The sequence below is a fragment of the Mesorhizobium sp. LMG 17147 genome (assembly GCF_024297145.1).
In the GTDB taxonomy this organism is placed as follows: domain Bacteria; phylum Pseudomonadota; class Alphaproteobacteria; order Rhizobiales; family Rhizobiaceae; genus Mesorhizobium.
Genome location: NZ_JANCTC010000005.1, coordinates 281,247 through 305,803 on the forward strand (window position 1 = coordinate 281,247; position 24,557 = coordinate 305,803).

Annotated in this window: 28 protein-coding genes, 1 tRNA gene and 1 pseudogene; 10 read left to right on the forward strand and 20 right to left on the reverse strand. The window is 62.6% G+C overall.

Annotated features, from left to right (window positions below):
* Positions 1–12 precede the first annotated feature (12 nt).
* The 7 genes from NMG46_RS12740 (at position 13) to NMG46_RS29690 (ending at position 4,747) form a co-directional block, all read left to right on the forward strand.
* The gene (locus tag NMG46_RS12740; RefSeq protein WP_254818078.1) at positions 13–2,010 is read left to right on the forward strand and encodes a transcriptional regulator; all 1,998 of its coding nucleotides are present in this window, start codon (positions 13–15) and stop codon (positions 2,008–2,010) included.
* 779 nt (positions 2,011–2,789) lie between these two features.
* Positions 2,790–3,179 carry a hypothetical protein gene (locus tag NMG46_RS12745; RefSeq protein ID WP_254817981.1) on the forward strand — a complete coding sequence of 130 codons (390 nt, stop codon included), beginning with the start codon at positions 2,790–2,792 and terminating at the stop codon, positions 3,177–3,179.
* Positions 3,180–3,212: 33 nt separating this feature from the next.
* Complete coding sequence (locus NMG46_RS12750) at positions 3,213–3,647, forward strand: hypothetical protein (protein ID WP_254817982.1); 435 nt, start codon at positions 3,213–3,215, stop codon at positions 3,645–3,647.
* Positions 3,644–3,880, forward strand: coding sequence for a hypothetical protein (locus NMG46_RS12755; protein ID WP_254817983.1), 237 nt, complete (start codon positions 3,644–3,646; stop codon positions 3,878–3,880). The genes NMG46_RS12750 and NMG46_RS12755 overlap by 4 nt, the downstream gene beginning before the upstream one ends.
* Positions 3,877–4,284 carry a lysozyme inhibitor LprI family protein gene (locus tag NMG46_RS12760; RefSeq protein ID WP_254817984.1) on the forward strand — a complete coding sequence of 136 codons (408 nt, stop codon included), beginning with the start codon at positions 3,877–3,879 and terminating at the stop codon, positions 4,282–4,284. The genes NMG46_RS12755 and NMG46_RS12760 overlap by 4 nt, the downstream gene beginning before the upstream one ends.
* A 26-nt stretch (positions 4,285–4,310) precedes the next feature.
* On the forward strand, positions 4,311–4,496 hold the full coding sequence (locus NMG46_RS12765) for a hypothetical protein (RefSeq protein WP_254817985.1): 186 nt from the start codon (positions 4,311–4,313) through the stop codon (positions 4,494–4,496).
* A 14-nt stretch (positions 4,497–4,510) separates the two neighbouring features.
* A complete protein-coding gene (locus NMG46_RS29690; RefSeq protein WP_302895493.1) occupies positions 4,511–4,747 on the forward strand; it encodes a DUF4087 domain-containing protein in 237 nt (78 codons plus the stop codon).
* A gap of 299 nt (positions 4,748–5,046) precedes the next feature.
* Here the strand turns inward: NMG46_RS29690 and NMG46_RS12775 are convergent, their stop codons facing one another.
* The 11 genes from NMG46_RS12775 to NMG46_RS12820 all read right to left on the reverse strand — a co-directional run bounded on the left by NMG46_RS12775 (position 5,047) and on the right by NMG46_RS12820 (position 15,122).
* Positions 5,047–5,364, reverse strand: a complete 318-nt coding sequence (locus tag NMG46_RS12775; protein ID WP_254817987.1) for a hypothetical protein — start codon at positions 5,362–5,364, stop codon at positions 5,047–5,049.
* 739 nt (positions 5,365–6,103) lie between these two features.
* The gene (locus NMG46_RS29890) at positions 6,104–6,337 is read right to left on the reverse strand and encodes a DUF6538 domain-containing protein (RefSeq protein WP_368389294.1); all 234 of its coding nucleotides are present in this window, start codon (positions 6,335–6,337) and stop codon (positions 6,104–6,106) included.
* A gap of 87 nt (positions 6,338–6,424) precedes the next feature.
* Positions 6,425–6,509, reverse strand: a tRNA-Leu gene (locus tag NMG46_RS12780).
* A 73-nt stretch (positions 6,510–6,582) separates the two neighbouring features.
* On the reverse strand, positions 6,583–7,203 hold the full coding sequence (locus NMG46_RS12785; RefSeq protein WP_254817988.1) for a 2,3-bisphosphoglycerate-dependent phosphoglycerate mutase: 621 nt from the start codon (positions 7,201–7,203) through the stop codon (positions 6,583–6,585).
* A gap of 58 nt (positions 7,204–7,261) precedes the next feature.
* A complete protein-coding gene (gene dapB, locus NMG46_RS12790) occupies positions 7,262–8,086 on the reverse strand; it encodes a 4-hydroxy-tetrahydrodipicolinate reductase (RefSeq protein ID WP_254818079.1) in 825 nt (274 codons plus the stop codon).
* 20 nt (positions 8,087–8,106) lie between these two features.
* Positions 8,107–9,966 (reverse strand): ABC transporter ATP-binding protein, encoded by a 1,860-nt coding sequence (locus NMG46_RS12795; RefSeq protein WP_254817989.1) that lies wholly within the window; start codon positions 9,964–9,966, stop codon positions 8,107–8,109.
* Between the two features lie 119 nt (positions 9,967–10,085).
* Positions 10,086–11,111: a glucokinase gene (locus NMG46_RS12800; protein WP_254817990.1), complete on the reverse strand. Its 1,026-nt coding sequence runs from the start codon at positions 11,109–11,111 to the stop codon at positions 10,086–10,088.
* 121 nt (positions 11,112–11,232) lie between these two features.
* Positions 11,233–12,318, reverse strand: coding sequence for a penicillin-insensitive murein endopeptidase (gene mepA, locus NMG46_RS12805; protein WP_254817991.1), 1,086 nt, complete (start codon positions 12,316–12,318; stop codon positions 11,233–11,235).
* Between the two features lie 65 nt (positions 12,319–12,383).
* Positions 12,384–13,292: an SDR family oxidoreductase gene (locus NMG46_RS12810; RefSeq protein ID WP_254817992.1), complete on the reverse strand. Its 909-nt coding sequence runs from the start codon at positions 13,290–13,292 to the stop codon at positions 12,384–12,386.
* Positions 13,289–14,449 (reverse strand): tRNA epoxyqueuosine(34) reductase QueG, encoded by a 1,161-nt coding sequence (gene queG / locus NMG46_RS12815; protein ID WP_254817993.1) that lies wholly within the window; start codon positions 14,447–14,449, stop codon positions 13,289–13,291. The genes NMG46_RS12810 and queG overlap by 4 nt, the downstream gene beginning before the upstream one ends.
* Positions 14,430–15,122: a glutathione S-transferase family protein gene (locus tag NMG46_RS12820; protein WP_254817994.1), complete on the reverse strand. Its 693-nt coding sequence runs from the start codon at positions 15,120–15,122 to the stop codon at positions 14,430–14,432. The genes queG and NMG46_RS12820 overlap by 20 nt, the downstream gene beginning before the upstream one ends.
* A 161-nt stretch (positions 15,123–15,283) precedes the next feature.
* Between NMG46_RS12820 and NMG46_RS12825 the strand changes: the two genes are divergently transcribed.
* Entirely contained in the window at positions 15,284–16,090 is an 807-nt protein-coding gene (locus NMG46_RS12825; protein ID WP_254817995.1) for an undecaprenyl-diphosphate phosphatase, read from the forward strand.
* 95 nt (positions 16,091–16,185) lie between these two features.
* Positions 16,186–17,436 (forward strand): NAD(P)/FAD-dependent oxidoreductase, encoded by a 1,251-nt coding sequence (locus NMG46_RS12830; RefSeq protein ID WP_254817996.1) that lies wholly within the window; start codon positions 16,186–16,188, stop codon positions 17,434–17,436.
* Between the two features lie 326 nt (positions 17,437–17,762).
* Here NMG46_RS12830 and NMG46_RS12835 read toward each other — a convergent pair whose 3' ends face one another.
* The 4 genes from NMG46_RS12835 to rsmI all read right to left on the reverse strand — a co-directional run bounded on the left by NMG46_RS12835 (position 17,763) and on the right by rsmI (position 20,547).
* Positions 17,763–17,999, reverse strand: a complete 237-nt coding sequence (locus NMG46_RS12835) for a hypothetical protein (protein WP_254817997.1) — start codon at positions 17,997–17,999, stop codon at positions 17,763–17,765.
* A gap of 87 nt (positions 18,000–18,086) precedes the next feature.
* Entirely contained in the window at positions 18,087–19,046 is a 960-nt protein-coding gene (locus NMG46_RS12840) for a complex I NDUFA9 subunit family protein (protein WP_254817998.1), read from the reverse strand.
* Between the two features lie 204 nt (positions 19,047–19,250).
* Entirely contained in the window at positions 19,251–19,628 is a 378-nt protein-coding gene (locus NMG46_RS12845; RefSeq protein WP_023678973.1) for a YraN family protein, read from the reverse strand.
* Entirely contained in the window at positions 19,621–20,547 is a 927-nt protein-coding gene (rsmI, locus tag NMG46_RS12850; protein WP_254817999.1) for a 16S rRNA (cytidine(1402)-2'-O)-methyltransferase, read from the reverse strand. The genes NMG46_RS12845 and rsmI overlap by 8 nt, the downstream gene beginning before the upstream one ends.
* Before the next feature lie 176 nt (positions 20,548–20,723).
* On the opposite strand from rsmI, the gene NMG46_RS12855 reads away from it, so the two are divergent.
* Entirely contained in the window at positions 20,724–20,909 is a 186-nt protein-coding gene (locus NMG46_RS12855) for a hypothetical protein (protein WP_254818000.1), read from the forward strand.
* 204 nt (positions 20,910–21,113) lie between these two features.
* On the opposite strand, the pseudogene NMG46_RS12860 reads toward NMG46_RS12855, so the two are convergent.
* From NMG46_RS12860 to rph, 5 genes and pseudogenes are all read right to left on the reverse strand, one after another.
* A pseudogene (locus tag NMG46_RS12860) lies at positions 21,114–21,500 on the reverse strand (low molecular weight protein tyrosine phosphatase family protein).
* 4 nt (positions 21,501–21,504) lie between these two features.
* Positions 21,505–22,668 carry a radical SAM family heme chaperone HemW gene (gene hemW / locus NMG46_RS12865; protein ID WP_254818001.1) on the reverse strand — a complete coding sequence of 388 codons (1,164 nt, stop codon included), beginning with the start codon at positions 22,666–22,668 and terminating at the stop codon, positions 21,505–21,507.
* On the reverse strand, positions 22,665–23,312 hold the full coding sequence (gene rdgB / locus NMG46_RS12870; protein WP_254818080.1) for an RdgB/HAM1 family non-canonical purine NTP pyrophosphatase: 648 nt from the start codon (positions 23,310–23,312) through the stop codon (positions 22,665–22,667). The genes hemW and rdgB overlap by 4 nt, the downstream gene beginning before the upstream one ends.
* A gap of 29 nt (positions 23,313–23,341) precedes the next feature.
* A complete protein-coding gene (locus tag NMG46_RS12875; RefSeq protein ID WP_254818002.1) occupies positions 23,342–23,752 on the reverse strand; it encodes a VOC family protein in 411 nt (136 codons plus the stop codon).
* 32 nt (positions 23,753–23,784) lie between these two features.
* The gene (gene rph, locus NMG46_RS12880) at positions 23,785–24,501 is read right to left on the reverse strand and encodes a ribonuclease PH (RefSeq protein ID WP_254818003.1); all 717 of its coding nucleotides are present in this window, start codon (positions 24,499–24,501) and stop codon (positions 23,785–23,787) included.
* Positions 24,502–24,557: the final 56 nt, after the last annotated feature.

The following is a 24,557-nucleotide window of genomic DNA, read 5'->3' on the forward strand; positions in this document are numbered from 1 at the left end:
CTCGGCGGCGAGATGGCCGGTCTTTGCGTGCGTCTGCTCGGACCGCTGACGATCGCACGCAACGGCATCATCATCCAGCTCCCAAAATCTCGCAAGCTGCGTGCGCTGCTCGCCTATCTGGCGCTGGCGCCGCATCCGGTCGGCCGCAGCCGCCTCTGCGAGCTTTTGTGGGATGTGCCGAACGACCCGCGCGGCGAGCTTCGCTGGTGTCTGAGCAAGCTTAGAGGCCTCCTCGATGAACCGCACCATCGCAGGGTCGAGACACCAGGCGACACGATCGCGCTTGATCTGAAAGGTGCTTCCGTCGACGCTGTCGACATAGCCTCGACCGCCGCCAAGGGCGTTGAGACGCTCGGTCTGGAGCGGCTGCAGGCTCTTTCCGGAATGTTCGCCGGCGATTTTCTCGATGGGTTGGAGATCGACCGCAGCCCGCATTTCAACGGTTGGCTGATCGCTCAGCGCCGCCGCTTCAGCTCCTGGCACGCCGCAATCCTGGAACACCTCGTCAACAAGCTTCCGGCGGATGCCGACGAAATGTCCTCGCATCTGGACAAATGGCTGGAACTCGCTCCGTTCGACGGGCGCGCGCATGTGGCTCTTCTGAAAAGGCTGGCGCAGCGCGGCCAGTTTGGCGCGGGCGAGGAACATCTCGCTTCCGCGGCGCGGCTGTTTGCTTCAGAGGATCTGGATTTCGGAGCCGTTCGCGAGGCATGGCGGACGATCCGCGGCGAACGACCTGCAGCAGCACTCTGGGCGCGACCTTCACTCGTACCCGCGGCCCCCCACGCGTCAATTGTGCCTCCCCGTTCCGATACTGCTGCATCGCAGAAGGCTTCGCTCGCGGTGATGCCGTTTGCCGAAGAGGCGGCTGTCGGCGGCCCGCGCGGTGGATTGGCCGACGGCCTCACCCACGACATCATCACCCGCCTGGCCAAGCTCAGGGACTTTTTCGTCATCGCACGCGGCTCGGTGTTTGCGCTCGCCGAAAAAAACATTGCGCCGGAGGACGCCGGCCGCCGGCTCAACGTCGACTATGTCGCCACCGGCACGGTACGCAGCCAGGCAGCCCGCGTCGTGGTCAGCGTGGAACTTGTCGAGGTGCGCACGGCCAGGATCGTCTGGGCCGAGACGTTCGAGCGCAGACCGGACGACATCTTTACCGTGCTCGACGACATCGGCAACAGCATCGTCTCGTCGATCTCGGCCGAGATCGAAACCGTCGAGCGCAACCGCGCCATGCTGAAGGCGCCCAATTCGCTGAACGCCTGGGAAGCCTACCATCGCGGCCTCTGGCACATGTATCGCTTCACCCGCACGGAAAACGAGCAGGCCCGGCATTTCTTCGACACGGCCTTGAAGCTCGATCCGACCTTCGCCCGCGCCTATGCCGGCCTCTCCTTCACCCATTGGCAAAATGCCTTCCAGCGTTGGGGCGACCGCGACCAGGAAAGCGCCCTGGCCTTCGAGGCAGCCGGCCAGAGCCTGCTCGTCGACGATCACAATCCGGCCGCTCACTGGGCCATGGGGCGGGCGCTGTGGCTGCGCGGCGAACAGGACGGCTCCCTCATCGAGCTCGAACGCGCCGTAGACCTCAGCCCGAATTTCGCGCTCGGCCACTATGCGCTGTCGTTCGTCCACTCGCAGTCCGGCGACCCGCAGGCCGCGATCGGCTCGTCCGACCATTCCAGGCATCTGAGTCCCTTCGATCCGCTGCTGTTCGGCATGTTGGGCGCCAGGGCGATGTCGCATGTCCGGCTTGGCCAGTTCGATGAAGCCGCCGAATGGGCGCTGAAAGCAGCCGCCCGTCCCAACGCCCATGCCATCATCCTGGCGATTGCCGCGCATTGCCTTGCGCTGGCGGGGCGGCTGAGCGAGGCACGAAGTTTCGCCGCTGCGCTGCGCAAGATGCTGCCGAACTACTGCGCCGACGATTTCATCGGCACCTTTCGCTTCGAGCCGGACGCCGAGGCGCTGTTCCGGCAAGGCGCCAAGCGGATCGGGCTGGGGTGAGACAAGGCGTGGTTCGTCCGGCTTTCTAAACCGCTCATCGCGGCCGGCGCCACGAAACATCGTCATGTCCGCAGCCAAGGCGCATCGTCAGGCTGACCTTGAGGATGTTTGCCGTCGCCTGGCCCGACGGCCAGCACGAAAAGTCGGCAAAGGGGCGGCGTTTCTTTCGGCCCTCGCAACGGGTTGGGCTGGGTTCGAAAAAAATACCATAGATCGCGATTAGGGCGATCTTATAAGAAACGGTCTCGTCGTTTTTTGGTAGAGCAGGCGAAAAGTCGCAACGATATGGAGTATTACTTGTATCAATGAGAAACAAAGCTAACGCAACATTCCGTAATCTTGCTGGAGATGCATGTTTCAGTGTCTGCTAAGATAACCGGTTCTGATTCCGAAATATTAAGCATCTGCCAAATTCAATCCTGCGGTATTGGGATTTGTCCTTGTCACAGGCGGACTCGGATGCAATTTCTTGGAAGCACAACCGCGTCAGCGGATTGTTGAAACATGCTTGGGCGGACGGGGCACTAAGCATGGAGAGGAATATTGACATTCGCTAATGCGGCGGCCCCCGCCGGGAGCGTTCCCTCCGACGTTAGAGATTACGGCAACCATCGGCTAAGTCGTCGAATGCGTCGCCGACAGCCTGGCTCTTGTTCGATGGCCGGCGAAGCTTTGCCCTCCTCCGATTGGCGCCAGATTCCGCGGCAAAGGCGGGGATCGCCGCCTGCAACGGCCTTCCGATATGGACGATGTCCGCCAGCCAGTCGGAGGAATGAACCATGAAATTCGTAATCTGTGCGGCCTTGGCCACTGCTGTGATGGCGATCGCCGGTTGTACCACCGACGATTACGATGATTGTCGCGGAAAGGGCTGCCTGGTTGATCCGTCCCACAAAGGCGGCCGAAAGATTGATGACCGGCCGCAGTTCGACAGGAACGGCAATCCCAACTTCGATACCAGGGGCCGTTACATCGGCTGCCATGGGCTCGGATGTAAAGTCGACGATCCTGATGACGGGGATCAAAGCATCGACGACAGACCGCAGTACGACAACGAAGGCAATCCCACCTTCGATACGCAAGGCAACTACCAAGGCTGCCGCGGCATCGGCTGCGAGGTCGATATACCGGACGATGACAATTCATCGGACGATGACGATTCCGAATAAGGGACTCCGGGGCGAAAAAGGAGGAAGCCAATTATGCCTGAATTCAGCGGCCTGGTCCGGCGACATGCCAAAATCGTTATGGCCGGCCTCACGGGGCTGGGAATGACGCTGACATCCGCCTTCGCTGCGGGTAGCGCCTGCGACGGCATAAAGGTCGAAGCGACGAAGGCGCGCAAGCAGGAATATGCATCTCTCGTCGCCTCGGCGTTGAACAACAAGGTCAAGCCCGCTCGGGTGAAGTTCATCACGATCATAGAGAACGGCAACTGGAGCGCCGCTTACGTCTCCACGCCCGTGAGCGACGACGGTGTGATGTTCTTCCAGACAGTCGATGGAAAAAAGCAGTTCCGCGACGTCTGGGGCGGCTATGCCGAGCCGTCGGAAAAACCTGAACTGGTATCCTGGGCGAAGAAGCTCGGAGCGCCGCAAGATCTGGCAAAGTGTTTTGCCGAGCAAGTTACGGAATGATGGTGATCGGTGGAGATTTGCCGCCGACGCCGTTGGCGCATGAGGAGAACAACTATTCCGGCGTGACGGAAGTCGTGTCACGGTCTCCGAAGGTGACAAAGCTGATCCAACGAAAACCAGATAATCACGCCATGGGCACGGCTGACCGTGGCAATGACGGACAGCTGAAGAGGACATGGGGCGGGGCTGAGCAACTTAAGAGCTTGACTGCAACCGGAAAGGGAAATCGATGAAAACCGCAATACTGATTGCTGCCGTGGTTCCGGCCATGCCGACTTTCGCCTTCGCCGAGGACAAGTGCGCCGATGCCAAGGATCAGGCCACCATGAACCAGTGCTTCGGTGCCGAGTTTCAGAAATCCGACAAGAAGCTCAACGAGCTTTACAAGCAGATCGAAGCCCGCCTGAAGAACGATGCGGATACCAAGAAGCTTCTTGTTCAGGCACAGCGGGATTGGGGCAAGTTTCGCGACGCGGAGTGCAGTTTCCAGACCGCGGGAGCGGCCGGAGGAAGCATGATGCCAATGCTCATCGCGCAGTGCATGGACGGCCTTACGCAATCCCGTGCCAAAGATTTCGAAGGCTATCTGAAATGCCAGGAGGGCGACATGAGCTGCCCTGTTCCGGCCGCGAACTGACACACGCCACAGCTGATCTGATCACGATGACGCCGGCGGCGAGCGTGGCGTCGCCGCCGGACATGAAAGGATGCGAGGCGCGCAAGGGCAGTGCGGACAATTTGCTCAACGGCGATTTCATCGACGGTCCACTGTGCGATGTCCAAAGGGAGCCTGTGGCGGTTCATTGCGGATTGATCGAAGAAAACGTGGACACGAAGTTGAAGCCATAAGGCTACAAAAACTCATGCCGCCTCGTTACTGGCTTCAACGCAGAAATTGTCGACGGCATGACGTTGCTCACTTACTTCAGGAAGGCAAAGATTCTCATGCGTCCGCTGTTCGCTATCTGGGCTATGGATGTGCGTGCATGACCGTCGAGACCAACGCCAAACGGCAAAAAATCACCAGAGTAATCTCGGGCGAAATCCTTCCGCTGGTGCGCTGTCGCAACGACAGATCGCTGCCTAGCCCGGACCGATAATTATTGGATATTAATAGGTACCATAGGCGACGGCGGACAGCCTAGGCTCCAGTTCAACAAAAAAGCCCGGGAAACCGGGCTTTTTCTTGGAGTCTCTGAACCATATCAAACGGTCCGAAACGGGAATTTGGTGCCCAGAAGAGGCGTATTGCCAAGAAACCAAACTTCCAGCTACCCGAAAAAAATCTCCCGAATCCAACGGCTTAGGCGTCCCTCTTTAGTTTTCCGCCAAGCGGCGGTGTACCGCATGTGCGCTTGAAAGTGTACTCAAGAGACATGTTCAGCGGCAGAAGGCCAGATCACTCAGCGGGGTGCAGTTTAGCGGCAACACGCAACAAGGTTGCGACCTGCTTGAGCCGGCGTTTTGAGAACATCCACGCTTTACTGCCGTCCTTGGTCGAAATCCACTTGCCGCCCAACTCCCGAAGCTTCTCTTTGAAGTCGACTGTGTCGCCCCGCACAACGAACGCCTTTTCTGTGTAGTCAAACAGTCCTATTGTGGTCGCAGTATCGGATTTTGGTTCGGCTGTCGGCGCGATTCCTCCGGGGCGTGTAGACGCGCGTGCCGCCTCGACAGTACGTTTGTCGATCACCGGAGCTACAGACATGTCTCTCATGACGATCGTCCGGCCGCGATAATTTTTCTCGCAGCTCGCCGACTGAGTGATAGTCCTCCTGAATGCCCTTGTCGCGAATTGACGCCTTGAAATCTCTCAATTTTCTGTACTGTTCTAAATCGACTGTATCCATGTCAACAGTGGCCTTGGAATAATAAAGCATGACAGGCTTTTTGTTAGTAAGAAACCACTTTACCTCCTCCACCGTGCCACTCTCTTCCACTCCGGTCGGCGACCCCAATCTATTCCAAAAAGAACCGATTAGTATGTCGCACCTCTTTACGACACGCTCATTTATAAGGCCTTGGGGCCGGTCGCCCATGGAAGGTGCACTGTGCGTCTCCCACATTACAGGGAGCAGGATTTTCCCTTGGTCTTCGGAATGAAGGGAGTTCCAGTCTTGAAGGCTCTGAGCAATTGCTGCCCGTTCCCCCGGCAGATCAGAGGGTGACGCAATTAAGACGTTAAATACAGTGGCGGAAAATGGCATTGCCCCACACTCCCTCAGCATGTGAACGCTTAGGCTTGAAATAGCCAGCGGCCACAAACCTTTACCTGCTCTACGGCTTTGCTTTGGGTTCCGCAACCATCAGTATGGCAGTTTTGCTCGCCGTTGCATTTGCGACCACAGCGCTGTTGAAGCGATCAGCCGGTGGCTATCCACAGACCGCCGACTGTTGGTATAGCAGGACTGGCAATCTTGGGTTGCCGCTGTCGCCTCGCGAGAGCGACGCTAGCTCTACCAAAGAACAACGCAGACACTGGGGGAGACTGGCTTCCGGGCTTCGGCCAACAACCGTTCAAATTCAGCATTGATTTTTGGGTAGGCCAGAAGAGCCTCGCGCGGGGTCGAGCCCAGCCGACGCTTGAATTCTCGCCGCCCAATGGCCTCGCAAAGCTCTCTGGGGATTTTACGCCGGTAGTGCAGAGTGCCGGCTTTGGTGGTCTGTACGTGCTTCAAAACTAGACCCATAGGGGACCTCCAGTGTACCGAGAAATGTACCGGAGGGACTTCCTAGTAGTTGAAATCCTTGAGAAATATGGGTTCTCAAGGGAGAAATGGTGCCCAGAAGAGGACTCGAACCTCCACTCCTTGCGGAACACGGACCTGAACCGTGCGCGTCTACCAATTCCGCCATCTGGGCTGGTGCGCGCTCATTAAGCGGGCGAGGGATGAGTGTCAACGCGCTTTTTTGAATGCCGCGTTCCTTCTCCGCCTCAGCCCTCCAGCACTTCCTTCGATGCCACCGTCGAATCGGCGTTGAGCGTGTATATGACCGGCACGCCGGTGCCGAGTTCGAGCTTGACGATCTCCTCGCCCGATTTGCCGTCCAGCGCCATGATCAGCGCGCGCAGCGAATTGCCGTGTGCCGCCACCAGCACCGTGCCGCCGCGCAGCACATGCGGCTGCAGATCGTGCAGGTAATAGGGCCAGACGCGCGCGCCGGTGTCTTTCAGGCTTTCACCGCCGGGCGGCGCCACGTCGTAGGAGCGGCGCCATATATGCACCTGCTCCTCGCCCCATTTCTTGCGCGCATCATCCTTGTTGAGGCCGGAGAGATCGCCATAGTCGCGCTCGTTCAGCGCCTGGTCGCGGATGGTCTCGAGCTCGCTCTGGCCAACGGCGTCGAGAATATGCTGGCAGGTCTTCTGCGCCCGGATCAGCGACGACGTGAAGGCGATGTCGAATTTCATGCCGCGCGCCCTGAGCTTGGCGCCGGCCGCCTTGGCCTCGGCATGGCCCAGTTCGGTCAGGTCGACGTCGCGCCAGCCGGTAAACAGGTTCTTGAGGTTCCATTCGCTCTGGCCGTGGCGCACGAGCACGAGAGTTCTCGACATATTTGCTCCTTCAAATTTTGTGAATCGGCTAATCTTGTGGATCAGCCAAGTCTGTGGATCAGCTTGTCAGGCCGAGCACGTCCCGCATCGAATAGAGGCCCGGCTTGCGGCCGCGCGCCCACAGGGCTGCCTTGACCGCGCCGCGGGCAAAGATTGCCCGGTCTTCGGCGTGGTGGGCGAGCGTGATGCGCTCGCCGGTACCGGCCAGCACCACACTGTGATCGCCGACCACCGAGCCGCCACGCAAGCTGGCGAAACCGATCGAGCCTACCTTGCGCACGCCGGTATGGCCGTCGCGTACGCGAACATCGTTGCCGGCAAGTGCTACGCCGCGCCCGGCAGCGGCGGCTTCGCCGAGCAGCAGCGCCGTGCCCGACGGCGCATCGACCTTGTGCCGGTGATGCATCTCCAGGATCTCGATGTCGAAATCGTCGGCATCGAGCGCGCGCGCCGCCTGCTCAACCAGCACTGCCAGCAGATTGACGCCGAGGCTCATATTGCCTGACTTGACGATCGTCGCGTGCCGTGCCGCTGCGGCGATCCTGGCATTGTCTTCGGCCGAGCAGCCGGTGGTGCCGATGATATGGGCGATGCGCGCCTGCGCGGCGTAGCCGGCGAATTCGACGGTCGCCGCCGGCGCGGTGAAATCGAGCACGCCGTCGGCCTTGGCAAAGGCCGGCAGCGGATCGTCGCCGATCGCCACCTCAAGCCTGCCGACGCCGGCCAGCTCGCCGGCATCCTTGCCGATATGGGGCGAACCGGCCCGCTCGATCGCGCCGGCAACGCGGGCGCCTGGTATCGTGTGGATGGCGCGGATCAGCGCCTGGCCCATGCGGCCGGCCGCGCCCACCACCACCAGGCCCATTTCCCCCGTTTCATTGATGTTGACGGTCGGTGTGTCGCTCATGCATGTCTCCCGGCCGCCTGTTTCGCGTGACCATTTTGCGCCGCAGTCTGGATTGGCTTGGCGTCATCGACAAGCCCCAGCCCTTTCCTGCCCTGCACCCGGTGGAACCGCGCATAGACGCTGTGCGGGTCGGCCATCAACGAGGCATGCGTGCCCTGTTCGACCAGCCGGCCCTGCTCCAGCACGATGATATGGTCGGCATTGACCACCGTCGACAGCCGGTGCGCGATGACGATGGTGGTGCGCCCTTCCATGACATGGGTCAGCGCCTCCTGGACGCGGGCCTCGGCCTCGTTGTCGAGCGCCGAGGTGGCTTCATCGAGCAGCAGAATCGGCGCCTGCCGAACGATGGCGCGTGCAATCGATACACGCTGGCGCTGGCCGCCCGACAGCGTCACGCCGTTCTCGCCGACCGGTGTGTCGTAGCCTTGCGGCTGCTGGCGGATGAAATCGTCGGCCGCAGCCTGTTGCGCGGCGCGTTCAATCTCGGCGTCGGTGGCGCTCAGACGTCCGTAGCGGATGTTGTCGCGGATGGTGCCTTCGAACAGATAGGGCTGCTGCGAAACATAGGCGATCGAGCCGCGCAGCGAATGCTTGGTGACCTTTGAAATGTCCTGGCCGTCGATTTCGATGCTGCCCGACTCGACGTCGTAGAAGCGCTGCAGCAGCGCAACCAGCGTCGTCTTGCCGGCGCCCGAGGCGCCGACGATGGCGGTCACCTTGCCGGCGGCGGCGACAAAGCTCAAATCCTGCAGGACCGGCGCTTCTTCGACATAGCGAAAGGACACGTTGTTGAAGCGCACTTCGCCAGAGGTGAATTTCGCCTCGGCGGCTCCCGGCACGTCACCCTGCTGCGGCTCGAGGTCGAGAAGCTCGTAGATCATGCGCGCATTGACCAGCGACTTTTCCATGCCGACCTGCATGCGCGCCAGCCGCCTGGCGGGGTCGTAGGCAAGCAGCAGGGCGGTGATGAAGGCAAACACGGCGCCCGGCGGCTGGCCGCCGACGGTCGCCCGGTAGCCGGAATAGGCGATAACGCCGGCGACGGCGAAGCCGGCCAGCATTTCGGAGATCGGCGTCAGCCGTTCCGAGACGCGGGCGATCTTGTTTGCCCGCTGCTCGGCGCCTGCGACGAGGCCGCCGATGCGGCGCGACAGCTCGTCTTCCAGGGTGAAAGCCTTGACGATGGCGATACCTTGCGTGGCTTCCTGCATCGCGCCGATCAGCCGCGAGTTGATCTGCACCGATTCACGGGTGATGCGACGCACCCGGCGCATCAAATAGGTGACACTGTAGATCAAAGGCGGGCCGATCAGCAGCGACATTGCGGAGAGCATCGGGTCCTGCCAGATCATGACGCCGACCAGCGCGACAAGCGATACCGCATCGCGCGCCAGCGATGTCAGCGTCATCGACAGGAGATCGCGGATGCCATTGACGTTCTCGTTGATCTGCGCGGCGAGCCGGCCCGAGCGGGTGTCGTTGAAGAAACCGACGCCGAGCTTCATCAGGTGGTCGAAGATGCGGCGTTGATAGCGCGCCACCAGATTGTTGCCGATTTTGGCCAGCGTCACTGCCTGGCCGTAGCTGGCCAGCCCGCGTAGCATGAAGGCGGCCAGGATCGACACGCTGATCAGCGCGATAAGATCGCCGCGCCGTTGGTAGAAGATCTGATCGATGACATCCTTCATGATCCAGGCTGTGAAGGCGGTCGTCGCCGCGATCGTCACCAGGCACAGCACGGCAAGAGCATAGTACCAGCGATAGTCGCGGCTGTTCTCGGCGATGATGCGGCGGATAACAGCCACGATCTCGCTGGGACGGACTTTCCCTTTGGTTGGTGCTGGAAGTGTCACGTTTGAGCGCTTTGTGGTTTCGGTTCGGCCGGGCTGCAATTCGGCAACCTCTTAACGCCCCAATGGCGACTTGCCTATGGCCGGGGACGGCGAAACTTCGTCGCGGCGCAGCTTGTGTCCTAAACCCGCCAGCGTCGCCCCGCCGTCTGCACGCCGAACAGCGACGGATTTCTGGCATAGGCGGCCAGCCCTAAAAGCGCCGCAAGCGGATGGGTGATGACGTAGACCGGCATGCTGCGCATCAGGGCGCTATGCGGCGCCTTGTCCTCGAAGGCAGCGCGGAAACTGCCGGTCCGCAGCGCCGGCAGGATTTTTTGCGCGATGCCGCCGGTGAGGAAAACACCGCCGCGGCTTATGAACACCAGAGCGAGGTCGCCGGCGGTGCGCCCCAGGCAGGTGACGAAGATCGACAGCGCCTCTTCGGCCACCGGATCGTTCTTTGCCAGCGCCGCGGCGGTGATCTCGGCAGGCGTGGTGAAGGGCGACGGCTTGCCGTCCGCTTTGGCCACCGCCCGGTAGGCGTTTACCAGGCCGCGTCCTGACAGGATCTGTTCGCCGGAGATGCGACCCTCGAGCTTCTCGATATGCGGAAACACCTCGAAATCACGCGGCGAGCGCGGCCCGATATCCATATGGCCGCCCTCGCCGGGCACCGGTATCCAGTGATGCAGCGCATAAACCAGCCCGGCGACACCGAGCCCGGTTCCCGGGCCGAGCACCACCCGCCCGGAATTCGGTTCCGGCTCGTCGCCGCCGATCTTTTCCATGTGCTCTTCGCCGAGCGCGACGACAGCCAGCGCCTGCGCCTCGAAGTCGTTGAGCACCACGACGTCGCCGAGACCGAGACTGGCGAACATCTGTCTCGGCTTGACGATCCATGGGCAATTGGTGAGGGGGATCTCGTCGCTCTCGACAGGGCCGGCCACCGCCAGCACAGCTGAATTCGGCCGGACCGACGAGCGGTCGAGCACGGCCGACTGGATCGCCTCGTCGATCGTATTGAAGTTGGCGGTTTGGACGATGGTCGGCTCGCCGGGCTCGGAATTCGCATCAAGTACGATCGAGAAGCGCGCATTGGTGCCGCCTATGTCGCCGATCAGGATCGGAAATCGCAACAGAGTGTCGTCGTCGCTTACGCCTGGCATGCTCTCGTCCGTTCCCGACGCGTATCGCCGTTCTCTCGTTGACTAGCGCATGACCGCAAAAAGGGAAATCGGTTTTCGAAGTGGAGATGCACGGATACAGACAGCGAACACGCTGCCCGCATCAGTGCCCCGGTCGTGGCCTCGGCAGCGGAATGCCGAACTCGGGCGTCGCCATAAAGGCGTTCGCCGAGGCTGGAAGCGCTGCCGCGCCGGCTGCGAGCGTCGGCGGCGGCGAAGGCTCTGCCGCGGGAGCGGGTGCGGCCGCAACCGGCACGCCGTCGCCATAGTAGGTGACTGCTTCCGCCGAGGGCGGAGCCGGCGCGTCGAGCACGAACTGGCATTGCCTGGGCAGGTTCGCCATCGTCATCACGTCGCGTGCCTTCGGCTTGTCCGGGTTCTTGTTGGGACGCCACGGCTCCTCGGTGAACCACCAGGCCAGCGCCTGGTCGCAGCCATCGCCCGGCGCCGTCGCTTCCTGCGCCTTGCAGTCGGGTGACCCAGGCTGGCAGCCGATGCGAATGTGGAAGTGGTAGTCGTGGCCCCAGAACGGCCTGACCTTGCGCAACCAGCTACGGTCGCCTTTGACCGTGTCGCAGAGCTTCTTCTTGATCCCGGGATTGACCAGGATGCGCTCGACTTCGGGATAGCTCGCGGCGCGCCTCAACAGCCGCGTATGCATCGGCGTCCACAGCCCGTCCTTCACCAGATGGGTCTTTTCGTCGACCATCAAGGTAGCGCTGATGTTTTCGCGCTCCTCGGCCGTGAGCTTGCGGTCGGGCATCGGCGTCAGCCAGATGTCGGCGTCGAGGCCGATCTGGTGCGAGGCATGGCCGGTCAGCATCGGACCGCCGCGCGGTTGCGAGATGTCGCCGATCAACAGGCCCGGCCAGCCGTCGGCAGCGGCATCGCGCGACAGCTTCTCGATCAGCGCGATCATTGCCGGATGGCCCCAGCGGCGGTTGCGCGACGGTCGCATCACCTCCCAGTGCCGGCCGTCCAGGGGCAGGGCGACGCCGCCGGAAAAACAGCCTTTGGAATAGAAGCCGATCGATTGCGCTGCTGCGAGTGCCGGCAGCTTTTTGGCGCCGAACAGGTCCTTTGCCCGTTGCTCGGCGCTCCCTGGCTGCGTTGCAAGCGCCGCCAAGCTGGCGACGGCCAGTGCTGCCGTCAGCGGCAGCGTTTTGCCGGGCAAGACTCGCTTCAACATTTTCCCCAAGCTGGACCCCTCCGCGATTTGAACCGCATCATACCATAGCCCGCGCAACGTATCGATCAGGACCGTTTCATCGGGCTGCGCGCCTCGCCGTCGCGCCAGTCGCCGCTCGCCCACATGGCATCGAGCGCCGAGCGGTAGTCGGGAAAGCGAAAGCCATAACCGGCCGCCTTGATTGCCGCGTTGGCGACACGCTTGTTCTCGCCATAGAAAGACCGCGCCATGGGCGAAAGTTGGGCGGCCTCAAACGGAATTTCGGGCGGCGGCTCGATGCCCATCAATTGGGCGGCATAGGCGACGACGTCCTGCGGCGGCGCCGGCAGGTCGTCGGTGATGTTGAAGATGCCGCCGCGATTGCCTTCGGCCAGATGCCAGAGCGCGCCGGCAATGTCGTCGCAATGGATGCGGTTGAACACCTGGCCCGGCTTGACCAACCGCCGGGCGGTGCCGTTTTCCAGATTGACCAAGGCGTTGCGGCCTGGCCCATAAATGCCGGAAAGTCGCAGGATCGCCACCGGTCGGCCGACGTCGTGGCCCAGTTTCAGCCAATCCTGCTCGGCGGCAACCCTCATCGCTGATCGCTTCGATACTGGCCGGCATTCGGCGGCCTCGTCCACCCAATTGCCGCCATGGTCGCCATAGACGCCGACGGTGGAGAGATAGGCGATCCATTCGAGCTCCGGCATGTTGGCCGCGATCTCCTCGCGGGCCGCGCCCAGCACCGGGTCGCCGGCCTCGTCCGGCGCGACCGAGACGACGAGATGGGTTGTCTTCCCAAGGGCATCGCCGATTTCGGAGGTCAGTGTGCCATCGAAACGCAGCGGCACGATACCGGCTTGCCGCAGCGCCGCGAATTTTTCCAGCGACCGTGTTGTACCGAAGATCGTTGTGTCGGCGTCTCTGTTGGCGCGGGCAAAGGCCTTGCCCGAATAACCGGCGCCGAAGATGAAAATCTGCTTTTTTGTCATGTATGCGCCTCGATCGGCTTTGGCAGGGGCAGAAGCCATTCGCCTCTCACCGCCTCGTCATCTTCTGCCTGCAACGCGGCTGCGGCACGTTCGGCAAACTCCCGACCGGGCACCAGCCGCGACAGCGCCCATACCGCGGCTCCGCGAACCAGGGGCGAGGCGTCGTCGAGCAGCGCGCGAACGGCGCCGGCCAGCGACAAGTCCTGGGAATTGCCGGCCGCTATCAGCACGTTGCGGATAAAACGGTCGCGGCCGATGCGCTTGATCGGCGAGCCCGAAAAAAGCGTTCGGAAGGCAGTGTCGTCGAGACGCAGCAGCTCGGTGATCGGCGGTTCGCGCAAGTCCGCGCGGGCGGCAAGCTTTGCCTCCGAAGCGGCTTGGGCGAACTTGTTCCACGGGCAGGCGGCCAGGCAGTCGTCGCAGCCATAGATGCGATTGCCGATCTTTTCCCGGAACTCATGCGGGATCGGTCCTTTGTTCTCGATGGTGAGGTATGAAATGCAGCGCCGCGCATCGAGCCGGTAAGGCGCCGGAAAGGCGTCGGTCGGGCAGGCGTCGAGGCAGGCCCGGCAGGAGCCGCAATGATCGTTCTCAGGCGCGTCGGGCACCAGCTCGGCCGTCGTGAAGATGGTGCCGAGGAACAGCCAGGAGCCATGCGCGCGGCTAACCAGGTTGGTGTGCTTGCCTTGCCAGCCGAGACCGGCCGCCTCGGCCAGCGGCTTTTCCATCACCGGTGCGGTGTCGACAAACACTTTCACGTCACCGCCGGCGCGCGCCACGATCTTGCCGGCGATCTCCTTCAGCCGGCCTTTCATCACGTCATGATAGTCGCGGTTCTGCGCATAGGCCGAGATCGCGCCGCGGTCGCGCTTCGCCAGCACCTCGCGTGGGTCGTGGTCGGGGCCGTAATTCATCGCCAGCACGATGATCGAGCGGACCTCTGGCCAAAGCGTCGTCGGTTTGCCTCGCCGCTCGAGCGTTTCGGCAATCCAGCCCATCGAGCCGTGAAAGCCGTCGGTAACGAATTCGGCCAGCCGCTCTGGTGCCTGCGGGATCGCATCGGGCGTGGTGACGGCAACGGCGTCGAAGCCGGCGTTCCGCGCCTCGCGGTCGATGAGCGCGCGCAGCTTTGCCGTATCAGAAATCGAGATCCGCATAATGTGACACCGGCGACAGGCCGCGCACCCGGTCGGACAGAAGCGGCCGGAACGAAGGCCGTGATTTCACCCTTGTATACCATTCGCGCGCGGCGCTGTGTTCGCGCCAGTCGATCTCGCCGAGATAGTCGAGCACCGACAGTGCCGCCGCCGCCGCGAGATCGGCATAGGTGACCTTGTTGCCGGCCAGCCAATGACGGGTGCCGGCCAGCCAGTTGGTGTATTTCATGTGCTGGCGGATATTGGCGCGGGCGGCGCGGATCGCCGCCGAATCGGGCGAGCCGCCGCCTGCCGTTTCCGGCATGACCGGCTTCAGGACGCGCTCGCGCACCAGATGCCGGGTAACCTCGCTTTCCGCCTTGTTGAGGTACCAGTCGGTCAGCCGGCGGATTTCGGCGCGCTCCATCGGATCCTCGGCGAACAGCCGCTTGTCGCGCTTGAGTACGCCGCGCGTCTCGTCGAGATATTCGGCGATGACCATCGCGCCGACGATCGGCACGTCGCCCTCGGCAAGCAGGATCGGCAGCGTGCCGGCCGGGTTCAGTGCCAGGAACTCCTTGCGCCGCGTCCACGGCTTTTCTTCGATCAGCGCCAGTTCCTCGGCATACTCGCCAAAGGCGAGGCGGACGAAGCGGCAGCTGGCGAACATCGGATGGTGGAAAAGCGTCAGCATGGTCCCGCGATAATAGAGCGCACTGGCAAATCGCCGGCTGCGCCGGTAAGTCTTGGCCGCCCGATTCAGGGGCTGTCAGGGTGCTGCGACCTATAGGGGGAGTTCCGCGCCGTGACAAGCAAACCGTTTTCTCAAGCCCGCCCTCCAACGCCGAGGTTGCCATGGAAAGCCAAACCGTAGTCGAAGCGCTGCTGCTCGGCATGCTCGAAGGCCTGACCGAGTTTATTCCGGTGTCTTCGACCGGTCATATCCTGCTCGCCGGCCATTTCCTCGGCTTTCATTCGACCGGCAAGGCCTTCGAGATCCTGATCCAGCTCGGCGCCATATTGGCGATCCTCAGCGTCTATTTCCGCCGTCTCTGGAAGATGCTGCTCGAGCTGCCCTACGATCGGCTGACGCGGCATTTCGTCCTTGGCATTCTCATCGCATTCCTGCCGGCGGCCATTATCGGCGCACTGGCGCATGACTTCATCAAGACGGTGCTGTTCGAATCGCCGCGGCTGATCTGCATCATGCTGATGATCGGCGGTGTCATCCTGCTGCTGGTCGATCGCATGACGCCGAAGCCGTATTACCACGATGTCGAGCGGTTTCCGACCAGGCTTTATCTGCAGATCGGGCTGTTCCAGTGCTTGTCGCTAATCCCCGGCACGTCGCGTTCGGGCTCGACCATCGTCGGCGCGCTGCTGCTCGGCGTCGACAAGCGGTCGGCGGCGGAATTCTCTTTCTTCCTTGCCATCCCGACGATGGTCGGCGCCTTCGCCTTCGACCTGTTCAAGAACCGCAATGTGCTAAGCAGCGCCGACTTGCCCATCATCACGGTCGGCTTCGTTGCCGCCTTCGTCACCGCGCTAATCGTCGTGCGCTTCCTGCTCGACTACGTCTCGCGCCATGGCTACGCGCTGTTCGGCTGGTGGCGGCTGGTCGTCGGCATCGTCGGGCTGACGGGGCTGGCAATCTGGGGGTGAGCCGGCGCGGATAGCGCAAATCCCAGCCGGAACTCTATTCTTGCCTGAAGCCGAGCCATACGATCTTGTGGACGTATGGTTGGCAGGGGGAATGCGTGAGCGAAGTTCTTGACGCCCTCATTATTGGTGCCGGTCCGGCGGGACTCGGCGTCAGCTACTTCTTGAAACGGCAGGGCCGCGACCACCGTGTACTCGATCGAGGCCGGATTGGCGAAACGTGGCGAACGCAGCGATGGAACTCGTTTCGACTGAACTCGCCGACCATCCGCTCCATCTTACCCGGTGATTCCTACGACGGCCCCGAGCCGTGGGGCGCGATAACCCACCACGAGTTCGTCGCATACCTCGAAGGCTATGCCGAGCGGCACCGCTTGCCGGTAAGCACTCAAACTCCGGTGCAAGAGCTGACCAGAGACGACGGGATCTTTCGCATCACCACGACGGACAGGGCATTTCTGGCGCGCACTGTGGTGATCGCCACCGGCGACCAGAATCGGCAGGTCCGGCCACCAGGGTCGGCGGATTTGCCAACCGCAATTCGCCAAGTCGATTCCTCGGCCTATCGCAACCCGGCCGAGTTCGAGAGTGGCGCGGTGCTGGTGGTCGGAAGCGGCCAGTCGGGCGGCCAGATCGCCGAGGATCTGGCGTCGGCAGGACGTGTGGTCTTTTTGGCGACCAGCCGCAACGGCCGTTGGGTGCGGCGCTACCGCGGGGGCAACATACTCAAATGGCTGACGCTGTCCGGGTTTCTCGACGTTCCACGCAAGGAACTCGTCCTCCCCTCCGGCAAGCTGCAGGCCCGCGCGCTGGTCGGCGCGACCCACACGATCAGCCTGCAATCGCTGAGCGCGCAGGGCGTGGTGCTGCTCGGCCGCTTCAGGGGTGTGGAGAACGGCAACCTCGTCTTCGGCGACGAGCTCGACGACCATATGCGATTTGCCGACGAAGTCTCGGCGAATGCCAAGCGCCTGGTTGACGAGTACATCGAGCGCGCCGGCCTCGATGCGCCACCGGCCGAGGACGATCCGGCCGAGACGATTGAACCGCGCTTGCCCGATCCTCCGATCCGCTCCCTCGACTGGACGGCGAGCGGCATCAGATCGGTGATCTGGTGCACGGGCTTCACCGGCGATTTCTCGTGGGTTCGGCTTCCCGGCGCGCTCGATGCAGCCGGCCAGCCCGTCCACGAGGATGGCGTCGGTGCTGTTCCAGGTCTCTTTTTCGCCGGCCTCGATTTCGGATCGACGCGGAAGTCGGGCACCATACCGGCCATTCCAGAGGAGGCGGCCGCCATCGTGGAGCGACTTGTCCAAGCGCGAGCCGACTTGCCACGGAACGGCGTCTAAACCAGCCGACGAACGCGGGTTCTTGAACTGCAAGAACATGACAGCTCTGGCGCGATCAAGACGACGCACGCTGCCTTTTATCGAAGCGCACCGGCAATTTTCCGTAGTCCGATTGGTGCGACAGCCAGAAGTCGCCGGCACCTTCGATACGGCGCTCCGATTCACGGCCGACTGCATCCATTTGCCTCTATCAGCGTGCGGCGGCCTTGACCTCGGCGCATCTTGACCTCGGCTGGTCGTCGTCGTGCTGACAGCACTGGCCATATGGGATGAGCCGGCGCAGTCGTTCGGAATGGTCGACCTGGAGACGCCAAAAATGAGGCGTGTCAAGGCGCGCGATCGGTCAGCGCGCTCGCGCCTTCCTCCGCGGCGCAATGTGCGCAGCAGTAGATGATGTCATCCTGTTCGACGCCATGTCCGATGATCCGGCATCCGCAATGCGGACACGTCGGAGCAAGTTTCTGGACCGCGCATTCGAAGCTGTCGAATGTGTAGGTCTCGTCGGCCATCGTCACGTTGAAAGCCTTGTCGTAGTCATTCCCGCATTGATCGCATCTGGCCATGGTTCTTTTCCTTCTTTCACTGGCTCCAAGCTCGACCAACCTGTCGCGCGGCGATAGGTTCCCGCCAGGATCAGGGGGCCGTCCTAGCTAAGGCGGAGACGAGCGCGAGCCTACGCCACGGCGCTGTTCGATCGCACGGATCACCTCGTCGATACCCCGCGGCTCGATGTCGAGTTCCTTAAGGCCCGGCGCGTCGATTGCTGCCACATTGTCCTGACGCATGAGGTCGATCTGGTTGCGCGTTATGGGGGCAGCCGGGAGGAGTTCCGCGACGCCAGCCAAGGCGTTCCATACCGCAAACGGCACCGGCATCAGCTTGACGTGCGTATCGAGCTGTCGGGCGATCTCCCGAAGCAGTTCCTTATAGGTATAGATACGCGGGCCACCGAACTCGAATATGGATGAACCCTTGTGGCTTCGCCCGTCGATCAGCCGGCTCACTGCTTCTGCTACGTCTGCCACATAGACCGGCTGAAGCCGTGTGCCTCCATCGCCGAACAGCGGATAGACCGGCAGGAGGCGTATCAGCCTCACAATGGTCGTCAGGAAAGCGTCGTCAGGTCCGGTCATGACGGCGGGACGCACAATGAAAGCGCCGGGAAATGCGCTTTCCACGGCACCTTCTCCGCGCCCACGCGCCCTTATGTAATTCGAATCCGATTGAGGATCGGAGCCGATCCCTGAAATCTGGACGAACTGGTCGATCGCGCGGTCGTGCGACGCGGCAGCGAGATCGCCCGCGGCTTTCACATGCACGCGTTCAAAGGTCTGGACGCCCTGCTCGACGTAAAGACTGACGGCATTCACGACCGCCCGCGATCCGGTAATAGCCGACCGGATCGAGGACGCATCCGTTATATCCGCCTCGACTGCTTCGGGCATCCTTCTAATCGAGGAGAAGACCAGGGCCACGCGAGCCGGATGGCGAGATGCGGCGCGCACCGTGAAACCTCTTTCGAGGAGCCGCTTCACGATCCTGCGCCCGAGAAAGCCAGTTCCGCCGAACACGGTGACGATCCGTTCCGGGTTGAGATCGTCGGGATCCATTTGCCTCGCCATCCCTTTGTCCTCGCATAGCTGCCACGAGGACTGCCCTGGCCGGCATTTGAACCAGCCCATCGAACATCAGGACGATTGAGGAACAACGCAGGAACGCTTTTGTTCCAGTCAGCGCTGGGGGGACGCTTGACAGATCGGCAAACCATGATCTGAACCGCAGGCGCAGCAAAACGGCCCCACTTCGAGAATGGCCTAGTTTCGCCCGTAAAACACATTCTCGACATGCACCGGCCAGCGCCACGGCAGCACCGCCACCATGTCGAAGCGCACCGATAATTTTCCGTAATCGGATTGGCGCGACAGCCAGAAATCGGCGGCGCCTTCGATGCGGTGCTCCGATTCACGACCGACGGCTTCCATTGCCTCCATCAGCGTGCGGCGCGCCTTGACCTCGACGATCAGCACCAGATCGCCACGCCGCGCGATCAGGTCGATCTCGCCGAACCTGGTGCGGTGGCGGCGGGCAAGAATTCGGTAGCCTTTCAGCATCAGCGCCGCCGCCGCCAGCCATTCGCCGTGATGGCCGCGCCGATAGGCCTTTTGCCGGCTGGCGCTTGGCCGTTCAGCCATCGCCGTCTCCGCCGGCCCCGGCTCTTCCAGCATTCTTGAGGTCGAGCAGCCGACGATAGAGCGTCTGCTTCTGGCCACCCGTCATCTTGGCGGCTTCCGCCGCTGCCTTGGAGGCCGGCATTTCGGCGGCGAGCGAAAGCAGCAGCCGGTCGATGTCTTCTGGCTCATCAGCGACCGCATCGGCCGGGCCGACGCAGATGACGATTTCACCCTTGGGCGTATCGGCTCCCGCATAATGGCCGGCGAGCGATTGCAGGGTGCCGGTCCGCATCTCCTCGAAAGTCTTGGTCAGCTCGCGGCCGATCGCCGCCTTGCGGGCACCGCCCAGCACCTCGACCATGGCACTGAGCGTCTCGGCCAGCCGGCGCGGCGATTCGAAGAAGATCAACGTTGCCGGCACCGCCTTCAGCTCTTCCAGCCGCGTCAGCCGCTGCCCGGTCTTCACCGGCAGGAAGCCGGCAAACAGAAACGCGTCCGAGGGCAGGCCGGATGCCGTCAAAGCGGCAAGTGCTGCTGATGGGCCGGGGATCGGCACGACACGAATGCCGCGTTCCAGCGCCTCACCGACCAGCCGGTAGCCGGGGTCGGAGATGAGCGGCGTGCCGGCATCCGAGATCAGCGCTACGCTTTGGCCGGCCAGCAGCGCCGCGATCAGCTTCGGTCCGGCCTCGCCGGCATTGTGCTCGTGGTAGGCGGTGGTGCGGCGGCGGATGCCGTAGCGGTCGAGCAGCACGCGGCTGACGCGTGTGTCCTCGCAAGCGACGATATCGGCGGCGGCGAGCGTTTCCAGCGCGCGCAGCGTGATGTCGGCGAGATTGCCGATAGGCGTCGCGACCAGGTAGAGCGCCGGCTCGAGCGGCCGGGCGGCGATTTCGGTCTGCCCGACCACATAACTGCGTTTGGCCGATTCGCCGGTCACCTGCACAACTCCGTTCGACCCTGTTTGGCACGGCTCACGCTTGCTTGCAAAAGCCTGGGTTGCAAAGGCCCGGGTTCCAAAAGGGATGCCGACGTGAACCAGCCGCCATGCCTTCGCCATAGTAGGGAACGAAACCGTTGCCGGCGAATTTTACACCTGATCTCGGGAGGAGCAGGATGAACAGCCTGACCATACAGGACGTTTTCGAACCCTACTATGCCGGCCGCAAACGCTTCGCCCTGCCATGCGACAAGAGCCTGCCTGCCGAAGCCGCAGATGGCAGAGCCAAGAAGCCGCGTGCACGCCAGCGATCGGCCGAGGGCAAGCCCGCAAACGAAACCGACCGCAAGATGGAGCACTGACCGGACGATGCCCAATCGCTTCGACATTTTCATCACCCGCCTCGAAACAAAAAGCGCCCGCGATGGCGCAGCGTCACATTCCACAGACGACCAGCACCATGCCTCACGCGACAAAAGCGAGATCAAGCCGGCCCGTTCCGGAGAGACCAGCGAAAAAGATCGCGCCAAACACCGCCACAAGCACGAGGCTTGACCCCGCAAACCTTAGCGATCGGTCGAGACAGTTCTCGAAGTGCGGTTGCGCATGCTCCGCGATGTATCATCACCCAGATACTTCGAGACACGGGCCTCCAGCAGGCCCACCAGAGCCGGGTCCATGAATGCATAGTCGTCGGGAATAGCGAGGCAGATTACTCGAGCCTTTTTCAGGCTTGTCTTCTCTTGAATTTCTGCTGCAGTTTGGCGCGGTGCGTTTTTTCCATCACGAAGATGATGTCGGCCCAGGCGACGAGTTCATGCGTCAACAGAATGTCGGCATCGTGATTAGTGCCCGGCCGAAGCGACCTCGATGTCCCGCCGCTTGGAAAACACCTGCTCCGCCGTCGGGCTGCGCAAGCGATTCTGGCTGCAGGTGAAGAGAACGTTCTTCAACGTGCTATCTGGCCAAATCCGCCACGACCGCATCGAGCACGATCATGCCGGCCGGCGTGGCGCGCAGGCGGGCATTGCCGATCGGTGCCACCAGGCCTTCGTCCTGCAGCACCGACAGCCGTGCCGTCGACAGGCCGCGCCCTGAAAATGCCTCGTAGCGGGAAAGGTCGATGCCTTCCGCCAGCCTCAGCCCCATCAGCAGGAACTCGTCGGCCTCTTCCGACCGCGTCAGGATTTCGCCGCCGGTAACGCCATGGCCCTTGGCCTCGACCAGATTGGCCCAGGTCTCCGGCATTCTCTCGGCGATCGTCACCACGCGGCGGCCATTTTCGACGAACCGGCCATGCGCGCCGGGACCGACGCCGACATATTCGCCATAACGCCAGTAGGTGAGATTGTGCCGGCTTTCGGCGCCGGGCCTGGCGTGGTTGGAAATTTCGTAGGCCGGCAGTCCGCGCGCGGCGGTGATCTCCTGCGTTAACGCGTAGAGATCGGCGGCAAGCTCATTGTCTGGAATGATGAATTTCCTTGCCGCATGCAGTGCATGGAACGGCGTGCCTTCCTCGATGGTCAGCTGATAGAGCGACAGATGGTCTGCGGCGTGGCCGATCGCCTGCTCGAGCTCCGTCTGCCACGCCTCAGGCGTCTGGCCGGGCCGCGCGTAGATCAGGTCGAACGACAGCCGTGGGAAAATCTCGCGCGCCAGGCCGATCGCATGCAGGGCCTCATCGACATTGTGCAAGCGGCCGAGAAAGCGCAGATCCTTGTCGTTCAGCGCCTGCACGCCAAGCGACACCCGGTTGATGCCCGCCGCGCGATAGCCGCGAAAGCGCTCGGCCTCGACCGAGGAAGGATTGGCCTCCAGCGTCACCTCGATGCCGCCGGGCACCGTCCAGTTCTTCGCCACGGCATCCAGCACCGCCGCCACGGTCTGCGGCTTCATCAGCGACGGCGTGCCGCCGCCAAGAAAGATGCTGGTCACCTCGCGCGGCCCGGTGCGGCCGCGCATCGTCGCCAGCTCGGTCTCGAAGGCGCGGGCAAAACGCTCCTGGTCGACCGGCTGGTGGCGGACATGGCTGTTGAAGTCGCAATAGGGGCATTTGGCCGCGCAGAATGGCCAGTGGACGTAGACGCCGAAACCGGGGCTGCGGTCGAGCAGCATGGTCATGCGCCGGCCAATCGGGCTTGTGCGAATTTCTGGAAAGCACGGGCACGGTGCGACAATGCGGTTGGCTGGCCGGGCTTCCAGCCATGCTTTTCCTCCGCGCTCATCTCGCCGAAGGTCTTTTCGAACCCATCGGGCAAGAACACCGGATCGTAGCCGAAGCCGAGCTCGCCGCGCGGCGGCCATACCAGCGTGCCCTCGACCTCACCGCGAAAATATTCCGCCTGGCCATCGGGGAAGGCAAGGCAGATGACCGCGACAAAGCGGCCCTTGCGCTGGGCAGGCGTGATCGCGCCAACTTCTTGCAAGGCCACTTCCGTGCGCTGCATGGCCATGCCGAAGTCGCGGGAGCCGTCCGGCGTCTCGGCCCAGTTGGCGGTGTAGACGCCGGGTGCGCCGTCGAGCGCATCGACGCACAGGCCGGAATCGTCCGACAGCGCCGGCAATCCAGTTGCCTTGGCGGCGGCCAACGCCTTTATGAATGCGTTCTGCTCGAAGGTGGTGCCGGTCTCGTCCGGCTCCGGCAAGCCGTATTCCTTGGCGGACTTCGCTTCTATGCCGAATGGCGCCATCAGATCGGCGAATTCGCGCAATTTGCCGGCGTTATGGCTGGCGACGACGATCTTATGCCCATCAAGCGAATGAATAGTTGGTGAATGAACAGTTGGCGAATGCATCAGATGCCCCAGATTCTTGGCTCGGCGAATTCGATCGAATTGCCCGAGGGGTCGCGAATATAGATCGAGCGACCGCCCTGAGGCCATTCGAACTCGCTTTCGATGGCGATTTTCTTCGCCTCAAGATGCGCTTTCCAGCGCGGGATTTCATCCGCGCTTGCGGCGAAGCAAAGATGGCCCTCGCCGACCGTGCCATGCGGCGGCACGGGCAGCTTGGCGTCGGCCCGCGGCGGCACTTTGGTCGCCTCGGCATTGAAGATAAGCAGCACGCCGTCGCCGCAGCGGAAGAAGAGATGCCTGCCATCGACCTTACCGAGCAGATCGAGCCCGAGGACGCCCGAATAGAACCGTTCCGCGGCAGCAAGGTCCGTCACATAGAGTGCTGATTCCAGGATTGCGGAAGGAGTCACAGGATCGCCAATCTCTTCAATATTGACCGCAGCTAAGCCACCGCCATCTGCTGCAAGCTGACCAGGCGCTGAATGCCTTTCTTGGCGAGCCCCATCAGCGCCGCGAACTGCTCTTCCGAGAACGGCTCGCCCTCGGCTGTGCCCTGGATCTCGACGATGCCGCCCTTGCCGGTCATGACGAAATTGGCGTCGGTGCCGGCCGAGGAATCCTCGATATAGTCGAGATCGATGACCGGCTGGCCATCATGGATGCCGCAGGAGATCGCCGCGACGTGATCCTTAAGCACCTTGCCCAGGCTCGCCATCTGGCGGGCTTCCATCCAGCGCAGGCAGTCGTAGAGCGCCACCCAGCCGCCGGTGATCGAAGCGGTGCGCGTGCCGCCGTCGGCCTGGATCACGTCGCAGTCGACGGTGATCTGCTGCTCGCCGAGCGCCTGCAGATCGACCACGGCGCGCAGGGAGCGGCCGATCAGCCGCTGGATCTCCAGCGTGCGGCCGCCTTGTTTGCCGGCCGAAGCCTCGCGGCGCATGCGCTCGCCGGTCGAACGCGGCAGCATGCCGTATTCCGCCGTCACCCAGCCCTTGCCGGAGTTGCGCATCCAGCCCGGCACCTTTTCCTCCAGGCTGGCCGTACACAGCACATGCGTGTCGCCGAACTTCACCAGGCACGAGCCTTCCGCATGTTTGGAGACGCCGCGCTCGAAGGAGATGGGGCGCATTTCGTCGAATTGACGTTTGGAAGGGCGCATTCAGGCTTCTTTCTTTCTTCGGAATCTTGGCCGGGGAATCTTGGCCGGCTTGTAGC

What these genes read in the sequence shown, in the direction of transcription:
- hemW (WP_254818001.1), bottom strand. Translation starts at nt 22,668, where the DNA reads ATGACCATGCTGCTCGACCGCAGCCCCGGTTTCGGCGTCTACGTCCAC.
- mepA (WP_254817991.1), bottom strand. Translation starts at nt 12,318, where the DNA reads ATGTTGAAGCGAGTCTTGCCCGGCAAAACGCTGCCGCTGACGGCAGCA.
- NMG46_RS12745 (WP_254817981.1), top strand. Translation starts at nt 2,790, where the DNA reads ATGAAATTCGTAATCTGTGCGGCCTTGGCCACTGCTGTGATGGCGATC.
- queG (WP_254817993.1), bottom strand. Translation starts at nt 14,449, where the DNA reads ATGCGGATCTCGATTTCTGATACGGCAAAGCTGCGCGCGCTCATCGAC.
- NMG46_RS12855 (WP_254818000.1), top strand. Translation starts at nt 20,724, where the DNA reads ATGAACAGCCTGACCATACAGGACGTTTTCGAACCCTACTATGCCGGC.
- NMG46_RS12810 (WP_254817992.1), bottom strand. Translation starts at nt 13,292, where the DNA reads ATGACAAAAAAGCAGATTTTCATCTTCGGCGCCGGTTATTCGGGCAAG.
- NMG46_RS12775 (WP_254817987.1), bottom strand. Translation starts at nt 5,364, where the DNA reads ATGAGAGACATGTCTGTAGCTCCGGTGATCGACAAACGTACTGTCGAG.
- NMG46_RS12825 (WP_254817995.1), top strand. Translation starts at nt 15,284, where the DNA reads ATGGAAAGCCAAACCGTAGTCGAAGCGCTGCTGCTCGGCATGCTCGAA.
- NMG46_RS12760 (WP_254817984.1), top strand. Translation starts at nt 3,877, where the DNA reads ATGAAAACCGCAATACTGATTGCTGCCGTGGTTCCGGCCATGCCGACT.
- NMG46_RS12750 (WP_254817982.1), top strand. Translation starts at nt 3,213, where the DNA reads ATGCCTGAATTCAGCGGCCTGGTCCGGCGACATGCCAAAATCGTTATG.
- NMG46_RS12755 (WP_254817983.1), top strand. Translation starts at nt 3,644, where the DNA reads ATGATGGTGATCGGTGGAGATTTGCCGCCGACGCCGTTGGCGCATGAG.
- NMG46_RS12835 (WP_254817997.1), bottom strand. Translation starts at nt 17,999, where the DNA reads ATGGCCAGATGCGATCAATGCGGGAATGACTACGACAAGGCTTTCAAC.
- NMG46_RS12765 (WP_254817985.1), top strand. Translation starts at nt 4,311, where the DNA reads ATGACGCCGGCGGCGAGCGTGGCGTCGCCGCCGGACATGAAAGGATGC.
- NMG46_RS12820 (WP_254817994.1), bottom strand. Translation starts at nt 15,122, where the DNA reads ATGCTGACGCTTTTCCACCATCCGATGTTCGCCAGCTGCCGCTTCGTC.
- NMG46_RS12845 (WP_023678973.1), bottom strand. Translation starts at nt 19,628, where the DNA reads ATGGCTGAACGGCCAAGCGCCAGCCGGCAAAAGGCCTATCGGCGCGGC.
- NMG46_RS12740 (WP_254818078.1), top strand. Translation starts at nt 13, where the DNA reads ATGGCCGGTCTTTGCGTGCGTCTGCTCGGACCGCTGACGATCGCACGC.
- NMG46_RS12840 (WP_254817998.1), bottom strand. Translation starts at nt 19,046, where the DNA reads ATGGATCCCGACGATCTCAACCCGGAACGGATCGTCACCGTGTTCGGC.
- NMG46_RS29890 (WP_368389294.1), bottom strand. Translation starts at nt 6,337, where the DNA reads ATGGGTCTAGTTTTGAAGCACGTACAGACCACCAAAGCCGGCACTCTG.
- rph (WP_254818003.1), bottom strand. Translation starts at nt 24,501, where the DNA reads ATGCGCCCTTCCAAACGTCAATTCGACGAAATGCGCCCCATCTCCTTC.
- NMG46_RS29690 (WP_302895493.1), top strand. Translation starts at nt 4,511, where the DNA reads ATGCCGCCTCGTTACTGGCTTCAACGCAGAAATTGTCGACGGCATGAC.
- NMG46_RS12800 (WP_254817990.1), bottom strand. Translation starts at nt 11,111, where the DNA reads ATGCCAGGCGTAAGCGACGACGACACTCTGTTGCGATTTCCGATCCTG.
- NMG46_RS12785 (WP_254817988.1), bottom strand. Translation starts at nt 7,203, where the DNA reads ATGTCGAGAACTCTCGTGCTCGTGCGCCACGGCCAGAGCGAATGGAAC.